General features: G+C 46.9%; 3 protein-coding genes and 1 CRISPR repeat array. All 3 genes read right to left on the bottom strand.

Going from position 1 to position 6783, the window contains the following annotated elements; translation table 11 throughout:
- Position 1 precedes the first annotated feature (1 nt).
- Positions 2 to 3021: direct repeats of the CRISPR family, unit length 28 nt; unit sequence TGTTCCCCGTACCCACGGGGCTAAACCG.
- A 36-nt stretch (positions 3022 to 3057) separates the two neighbouring features.
- Positions 3058 to 4644, bottom strand: a complete 1587-nt coding sequence (locus L1070_RS15600) for an ATP-binding cassette domain-containing protein (protein WP_237126244.1) — start codon at positions 4642 to 4644, stop codon at positions 3058 to 3060.
- Between the two features lie 295 nt (positions 4645 to 4939).
- Positions 4940 to 5956, bottom strand: a complete 1017-nt coding sequence (locus L1070_RS15595; protein WP_237126243.1) for a DUF4097 domain-containing protein — start codon at positions 5954 to 5956, stop codon at positions 4940 to 4942.
- A 245-nt stretch (positions 5957 to 6201) separates the two neighbouring features.
- The gene (locus L1070_RS15590) at positions 6202 to 6591 is read right to left on the bottom strand and encodes a hypothetical protein (RefSeq protein ID WP_070985959.1); all 390 of its coding nucleotides are present in this window, start codon (positions 6589 to 6591) and stop codon (positions 6202 to 6204) included.
- Between the last annotated feature and the right edge of the window lie 192 nt (positions 6592 to 6783).

Genomic DNA, 6783 nt, shown 5'->3' with positions numbered 1-6783 from the left:
GTGTTCCCCGTACCCACGGGGCTAAACCGTTATCAAAACAGAAATTAACCATATGGTTTTGGTGTTCCCCGTACCCACGGGGCTAAACCGTATGATGTAAACATAGATGGTGTTAAATACAAGTGTTCCCCGTACCCACGGGGCTAAACCGTGACGAACCCTTCTCAGATCCTCCTATAGCGGGTGTTCCCCGTACCCACGGGGCTAAACCGGACTTTATTTATAACGGACTCTGCTGCCAGTTGTGTTCCCCGTACCCACGGGGCTAAACCGAAAGGGACTTTTTTATGACGAACATGTTTTTAGTGTTCCCCGTACCCACGGGGCTAAACCGCGCCTTAAATCGGCGTTAAAACTATCAAAACAGTGTTCCCCGTACCCACGGGGCTAAACCGACCTGCTCAGGAGTGCTTTCGAATATGCCCCCGTGTTCCCCGTACCCACGGGGCTAAACCGTGTTATTCTGGTGCAGGCTGGCGCTTCTGATTGTGTTCCCCGTACCCACGGGGCTAAACCGCCCAGCAACCCTCAGGTATTGCCCACGGTGGTGTGTTCCCCGTACCCACGGGGCTAAACCGTAAACACTTTGTCGAATTTAACTCTGTCGAAAGTGTTCCCCGTACCCACGGGGCTAAACCGTAATGTGATTGAACAGTTCGAAAAAGAATTATGTGTTCCCCGTACCCACGGGGCTAAACCGCTTTCGCAGGATCTTTTATATCTTTATCCCACGTGTTCCCCGTACCCACGGGGCTAAACCGAGAATGGATGATGTGAAGAAAGGGGCTTAAGCGTGTTCCCCGTACCCACGGGGCTAAACCGGCGTTCCAACGCCTTTTATCACGTTACAACTTGTGTTCCCCGTACCCACGGGGCTAAACCGTTGGCCAGACTGTCCATGGGAAATGGTCTCGAGTGTTCCCCGTACCCACGGGGCTAAACCGCGCATCTATTGTTATTGAGCCAAACTTTTCAAGTGTTCCCCGTACCCACGGGGCTAAACCGTCACGTAGGTTTAGTGACATTTCCATTGTCAGCGTGTTCCCCGTACCCACGGGGCTAAACCGCTTGAATCCCAAATTACTGCGATGACTGAGAAGTGTTCCCCGTACCCACGGGGCTAAACCGTGGATAGGTATTCAAGAGGCGATAGGTGATGTGTGTTCCCCGTACCCACGGGGCTAAACCGGCTAGGCTCATCAACTCTGTTTTCTCCGGATGGTGTTCCCCGTACCCACGGGGCTAAACCGACGGTTGGAATTTTAGATTTTCTAGTGAGAATGTGTTCCCCGTACCCACGGGGCTAAACCGAGCTTGTTGCTATCGAAACATCTTCACCCTTTGTGTTCCCCGTACCCACGGGGCTAAACCGCGTAGACTTACCAGCCCCTGTAGGTCCTACTAGTGTTCCCCGTACCCACGGGGCTAAACCGATATCAACGACATTGTTGAAACATACAATCCTGTGTTCCCCGTACCCACGGGGCTAAACCGACTATGAAGAGTTCAAGGGGCGTATGGTTAGGCGTGTTCCCCGTACCCACGGGGCTAAACCGGTTAAAGTGGGCCAGCTTCCTAACTTTCGCCAGTGTTCCCCGTACCCACGGGGCTAAACCGTTTGGTTTTGTGATCCACTCTGTAGGTCAGCGGTGTTCCCCGTACCCACGGGGCTAAACCGTCAATCAAAATAACACCCGTTGGCGATATATCGTGTTCCCCGTACCCACGGGGCTAAACCGTTAATAAGCGAAACGCATTAAACAGGTTATTAGTGTTCCCCGTACCCACGGGGCTAAACCGCGAACCTATTTCTATTTGTGCACGCCGATTTTGTGTTCCCCGTACCCACGGGGCTAAACCGGTCTTTATTATTATTTCGTCGGGCCGCATTATGTGTTCCCCGTACCCACGGGGCTAAACCGAGCTTGTTGCTATCGAAACATCTTCACCCTTTGTGTTCCCCGTACCCACGGGGCTAAACCGTAAAACCCTTTTACGGGTTGTATCTAACCATTGTGTTCCCCGTACCCACGGGGCTAAACCGAACAGTCACCCGACGGCACACCATGGGAGCCGGTGTTCCCCGTACCCACGGGGCTAAACCGTTATCACGTTTTTCCATACGATTAAACAAAGCGTGTTCCCCGTACCCACGGGGCTAAACCGTTCATTTTCAGTTTTCCCGAAAACCAAGTATTGTGTTCCCCGTACCCACGGGGCTAAACCGCGCTTATGGCTCCCAAGAGCCTGACCAATGTCGTGTTCCCCGTACCCACGGGGCTAAACCGGTTGTTGAGTGTCACGTTGTTTTTGTCTCCATGTGTTCCCCGTACCCACGGGGCTAAACCGTAGTCAGCATCAGCATTATCACGTTTTCTATTCGTGTTCCCCGTACCCACGGGGCTAAACCGTACTTAGGGCAAACTAGAACAATGTTGCTGTAGTGTTCCTCGTACCCACGGGGCTAAACCGGACATATTAGATAGTGTTAGTAATTTTGAAGTGTGTTCCCCGTACCCACGGGGCTAAACCGTATTATTTCACAGGCAAGCCGTGCAAGCATGGGTGTTCCCCGTACCCACGGGGCTAAACCGCGCTTCATTGGCCGCGCTGTTCGGGTCCGTGTGTGTTCCCCGTACCCACGGGGCTAAACCGTTATCGTCTCTTAGCGTAAACATCTGACGCTTGTGTTCCCCGTACCCACGGGGCTAAACCGTGATTCAATTAGCAGTACAGCAGATATAAGTAGTGTTCCCCGTACCCACGGGGCTAAACCGTGATTCAATTAGCAGTACAGCAGATATAAGTAGTGTTCCCCGTACCCACGGGGCTAAACCGTTTTTTGGCCGAAAAATATGGAGCAAATTATGGTGTTCCCCGTACCCACGGGGCTAAACCGCTTTAAAAAGAGAAGAAGATTTATGTTATGAAGTGTTCCCCGTACCCATGGGGCTAAACCAGGTCCTGGCCACGATCTCGAATGATTTGCTGCGTGTTCCCCGTACCCACGGGGCTGACCGCACTCGTTAGATATGTCAACCCCCTTTACAGTTTCGATTATTCTGAGTTTAAAGAAAGCTCATGGGTTATGCCTATGTTTGTTAAAAAATACTCGTCATGGCTAACGATTAGGAAGCTGCCTGAGTATTCGCTTAGTGCCTTTGCGAGCTGTTGCTTTGAGTCGAAGTCTAGGTGGTTGTCAGGTTCATCGAGTAACAAAAGTGGAGTGGGGCTTTGCTGACTTGCGCAAAGCATACTGAGTTTCATTTTTTCTCCGCCGCTTAGGGTATTAATTGGCTGGCTGACTTTAGTTTTTTTCAGTCCTATTCCCGCAAGTAGAGTACGTGCGACTGAGTGTGTTAACTCTGGACAAGTTTGCGTTAACGTATCTAAACAATTTTGGTGGGACGTTAGGTGTAAAAAGTGTTGGTCGATATAGCTCAAAGTGGTGTTGATTATCACTGAGCCAGATTTTGGAGCGCGCTGATCTAGTAGCACTTTTAACAGGGTAGATTTACCACTGCCATTGGCACCTTGTATGTGCCATTTTTGCTGCTGATAAATGGTAAAGTTGAGCGCTTTTTGCTGGCCAAAGGGAAGTGTTAATTGCTGTGCGCTGACTAACGAGCGTTTGTTGGTGTCTGTTTTGGATATATTGCCTAAATAAAGTTGCTGGGTTTGGTGTTGTTGCTGTTTGAGCCTTAATTGAGCATGTTTATCTTGGAGCTTTTTTTGCCGTTGCTGTTGATTTTTAAGGTTGCTCGATGCATTCGCTGTGGCGTTGTCTCTTTTGCTATTGAGTAGCACTTTTGCTTGGCTATTACTTGCTCGCAGTTTGTTGCCTTGAGCGGCTCGCTTTTGTGCCTTTTCTTTATTGAGTTGTGCTTGTCTTTTTACTACTAATTGTTGCTTGCGCACGGCGTTAATTTGTTTGCTCTGTGTGCTTTGCTCGGTGTGTTTTTGTATTAAAAAGTTATCAAAGTCGGTGCCATACTGTTTTAATCCTAACTCACTTAGCTCCCATATTTGGCTTACTTGCTTTAGCAACGTATGGTCGTGACTGACCAGTAAAACATGGCCTCTAAACGCACTCAATTGCTCGGCTAGCCACTGCCGGCCATCGGCATCAAGGTGGTTAGAGGGTTCATCCAGAATGAGTAATTCGGCATTGCTATCAAAAAGTTGCCAAAGACGCAGACGCGCAAGCTGGCCGCCGCTGAGGTGTTTGCAAAGCATGTGATAGTCATTGGGTAAGCCTATAGCAATGAGCTGCTGAGACAGGGTTTGTGGCAGTTGCCAATGTTGCTCTACCGCGTCAAAAAGTGCGGGTTCACAGTGGCCGTTGGCTATTTTTTCCAGTGCTTTGAGTGTACTGTCGTGGCCAAGAAATTGTGCGATAGTGGTTGAGCTATCTAGATGTTGCTTGGCATGTTGATCAAAAAAGCCGATGGATGCTTGGCTGTGAATGCGACCTTGTGTTGGTGCTAATTGTTTGGCAAGTAGTCTAGCTAGAATAGACTTACCCGCCCCATTTTTGCCAACCAACCCGATGCGAGTGTGGTCAATGGCGCAGTTGAGGGCATTAAATATTACGTTGCCATCAGCAAATTGGTAACTTAGGTTTTGTGCGGTTAACACGGGCATCGCGGCCTCCTAATTATTCAAATAGGGGCAGTCAACGAGGCCAAACAGTACAACCAAAAGGTAACGCTCAGTCTAAATGTGCGTACAAAAAAATGAAAAGGTATAAACGCATAGCCACGCTCACTAACCCTGTAGATCCAAAGAAAACAAATGAAAATGGATAACAGGTATTAGTTGTTCATGTTGGCGTTTACTCCTTGAAGTAGGTGAGACGAGTAGTTTAAGGGTTTAGCGGTTAAAAATAAAGCATCACGCAGCAATATGGTGTTTAACTGCGTGATGGGTATGGTGTTGGTTAGCGTATTTTAGTGCCACCTTTGATATCGTTCGTGCGTACATCACCTGAACTATCGCTCAAGATTTCCAGGCTTTGTGCCGTGTCGATATTGATGTCGCCCGAGTCATCGTCAATGGTCACAGCGCCGGCGTTTCTTACCCAGATGTCGCCGCTACCATCTTCTATTTTTACATCACCACGGGTGTTATTGACTTTAATATACCCAGAGTCATCATCAATGTTGACGCTTTGTGCACCATCAATGGTTAAATTACCAGAGCCATCAACCACAGATATAGACCCCGCGATTGAAGCAAGACTGATGTCTCCAGAGTCATCTTTTATCACAAGGTTATTGCCACCGACTATGTCCATATCGCCCGAGCCGTCAGTGATCTGCATATCTCCTGTTACATTAGCAATCTCAATACCGCCCGAATCATCTCGTAAGGTGAGCTGTTGTCCACCACGGATCGTTATTTCTCCTGAGCCATCGTTTATGCTCAAGTTACCCTTGGCGTTGAGAACTGTTATGTCACCAGAATCGTCTCGTATTGTGATGTTGTCTCCACCATCAATCGTCAGTGCTCCTGAACCGTCATTGATTTGGATGTTATTGATCAACCCTTTTATATCAATGTCACCAGAGGTGTCGGTTAAATCTAATGCAAGTTGACTTGGCATGGTAATAGTCATGTCTATTTTTGGGCCGTTACCACCAAAGCGCCAAGTATTTTCAGCGTTAACTTTGGCAACTAGTTTTGCGGTATTGCCTTGCTGCTCAAGTGTAAAAACAAAGTCATTTGGTTCTATGGTGTAAATGTCTGCACTGGCGGTGATCTCATCGGTATCTGACGAGGCTATAATTTTTAGATAGCCTGCGTTGGTTAACGCAGCAAGTGACGAAATGTTACTAGTAGACAGTTGCAGTTGGCGTTGTACATGCTCTTTTGCTTCTGCAGAGGCTGTATTAACATGAATGATACAGCCACTTAGAATTAAGGTGCTCACTAAAGGGGTAAGTATTTTAAGCATGGAATGTCCCTGTATTTTATTTTTGGTAGTAAATCGGTGCCTTTTTATAGGGCAAGTAAGATGCCAAAAATTTAGTTATTGTTTTTTATGATTTTTTTAGTATTTTAGCTGATTTCATTATTCACTTTTTTAGTGGCTTATGCAATATATTGGTCAGATTGACTAAAGGCGTAGGGGGGAGTAAGGGAAGGTTTTGGGTGTGGGAACTGGGATGAAGTGGCTCTGCCACCCCATCCGATAGAGATTTAGTAGGCTGTAAAGTAGCTTACATTTACATCGCCCTCATGATACAGGTAGTTCAGTTGATGATAATAAATATCAACCACTACCGTTGCATAGTCAGTTCTAAATGAGTAAACATTCGGGTCTTTAGGGATTGAATAATAACACTCTGCCTGGCTAAACAAGTAGACGTCTTCGCTTGGCTGCGCAAAATAGTACACTGGTTGTTGCTCACAGCCTTGAAGCTCATAACCAGAGTTGTTTAACTGCTCTTTCACCACTTGGTATTTACGACCAAACTCTAATACTTCTTGCGTAGTATAATAGCCTGACGCTAGGTCTGGTGTAGCTAAAGATGAAAAGCTAGCAGATGAAATTAGACCAAAAATTGTGGTTAACAGTAATTTTTTCACAAGAAAATTCCTTCTAATTTAAAAGTGATTAATGCCTAATTGGCGGGTGTATCCTACCGTTTAAATTGAGTTCATCAAGTTAAACTTTGGTTACAGTTTAACGACGATTTAAATTAAAAAATTGATATAAATCAAAGGTTAAATGGTTGTTTTTGAGTGTCACTTTTATTTTCCAGCTGTAAATTTATGGCA

Source organism: Pseudoalteromonas sp. MMG022 (genome assembly GCF_021654245.1).
Classification (GTDB): domain Bacteria; phylum Pseudomonadota; class Gammaproteobacteria; order Enterobacterales; family Alteromonadaceae; genus Pseudoalteromonas; species Pseudoalteromonas amylolytica.
The sequence above is the reverse complement of the archived record's forward strand: the minus strand, read 5'-3'. Positions and strand labels throughout refer to the sequence as shown.

What these genes read in the sequence shown, in the direction of transcription:
- L1070_RS15600 (WP_237126244.1), bottom strand. Translation starts at nt 4,644, where the DNA reads ATGCCCGTGTTAACCGCACAAAACCTAAGTTACCAATTTGCTGATGGC.
- L1070_RS15595 (WP_237126243.1), bottom strand. Translation starts at nt 5,956, where the DNA reads ATGCTTAAAATACTTACCCCTTTAGTGAGCACCTTAATTCTAAGTGGC.